Here is a 1,672-nt window from a genome sequence, read left to right as displayed (position 1 = left end):
GTTTTGGCATGAACACAGGCATCGACGACCGCGAGGATTTCGCCGCTTTCCTGCTCAGGCTGCGGGGCAGGGGCACGGCGCCCAAGGCGCTGGTCGCGGCCTTCGAGGCGACGCCTCGGCGCGGCTTCCTGTCGGCCCAGTTCCACGCGCTCGCCTGGTCGGACGGCATGCTGCCGATCGAATGCGGCGAGGCGATCGAGGGCGCCGATTTGCAGGCAGCCGTGATTGCCGCGCTGCACATCGAGCCGGGCAACCGCGTGCTCGAGATCGGCACCGGCTCGGGCTACACGGCAGCGGTCATGTCGCGGCTTGCCGCGCGCGTCATCACCATCGACCGCTATAAGACCCTCACCGAGCAGGCAAAGCAGCGCTTCGAGGCGCTTGCCATCAGCAACGTCATCGTCCGCCAGACCGACGGTTCCAACGGCCTGCCCAATGAAGGGCCGTTCGACCGCATCGTCGCTTGGGCGGCCTTCGACAGCCTGCCGCGCTTCCTGCTCGACCAATTGTCGAGCGGCGGCATCGTCATCGCGCCGATCGGCCCTGAAGAAGGCGAGCAGGTGCTGGCCAAGCTCACCAAGGTTGGCAGCCGCTTCGAGCGCGAGGACATCGGCATGGTCAGGCTGCAGCCGATCCTGCGTAGCGTCGCGGCGGTGATCTAGGGGCGGGGCCGATATTCAGGTGAGCCCGGTCTGCGAACGGTGGTCTCCTGCGCTTCCGGTGCTCACGTACTGCTAGTACGCTCCGCTCCGGTTCTCGGACACCACCATTCTCGACTCGGGCTGACCTGAATCTCTGCCCCGGCCCGCGGCCCGAAATGTTTTAAGAAAATTTTCGTCGGATTCTAAGGGGTTAACCCGGCAGTAACATTAACGCGCTTTAATCAGGGCCAGTTTGTACCGGGTCTGTGCGGGTTAGTGCGATGCAATTCAATCACTTGAAAGCAAACAGACGCAATCTGGCGCGCGGTTGCGCCGTGCTGATGATTGCCGGCGCGGCGGCCGGGTGCAGTTCCCAGTCGATGCGCTTCAACGGTGTCGATGATGTCTTCACGTCATCCACCAACAATCAGCGCGCCATCATCAACAAGCAGAATGTCGACCAGCCCTATCCGGGCGACACGGTCGCGCCTGCGCCGGTCGATGGCACGCACACCCAGTCGGTTAGCCGCTCCAGCCTCGAGCCGGTCACGACCCAGCAATTGCCGCCGCCCTCGGCGCCGGCTACGGCAAAGCCGATGCGTACCGCTACGGCTCCCGCCCTCGCGCCGGCTCCGGCGCTTGCGCCGGCACCGCATCTCGACAGGACGGCCACCGGCACGGTCACGCCGGCAAAACCGTTCAAGACCGCCGAGCCTGACGCGGTCCGCAACGCAAGTGCTGCGCCACATGCGACCGAAATCGTTGTCCGGGACGGCGAGACGCTTTCAGGCCTGGCCGCGCACTACCACGTGCCGGCCGATGCTATAGCCAAGGTCAACGGGATCGATCCGAAGAAGGGCATCCGGTCCGGCCAGAAGATCGTCATCCCCGCTTATGCCTATTCGAGCAAGGCGGAGCCGAAGGTTGCGGACGGCAAGCCGGCGAACACGCCGAAGCAGCCCGCGCCAGAAAAGGTCGCGGTGCTGCCGCAGCAGCCGAAGGTCAAGGACGGCAAGGCGGCCGCTCAGATC

General features: G+C 65.2%; 2 protein-coding genes. Both read left to right on the top strand.

The window, feature by feature from the left end:
* Positions 1-8: 8 nt before the first annotated feature.
* On the top strand, positions 9-662 hold the full coding sequence (locus tag EOA27_RS35525; protein ID WP_127258618.1) for a protein-L-isoaspartate(D-aspartate) O-methyltransferase: 654 nt from the start codon (positions 9-11) through the stop codon (positions 660-662).
* A gap of 260 nt (positions 663-922) precedes the next feature.
* Positions 923-1,672, top strand: a 750-nt coding sequence (locus EOA27_RS35520) for a LysM peptidoglycan-binding domain-containing protein (RefSeq protein ID WP_145970799.1), incomplete at its 3' end; no start/stop codon positions are given.

It is taken from the genome of Mesorhizobium sp. M2A.F.Ca.ET.037.01.1.1, assembly GCF_003998075.1.
Lineage (GTDB): Bacteria > Pseudomonadota > Alphaproteobacteria > Rhizobiales > Rhizobiaceae > Mesorhizobium.
Note: the sequence above shows the minus strand (reverse complement) of the source record. Positions and strands in the feature narration are given on the sequence as shown.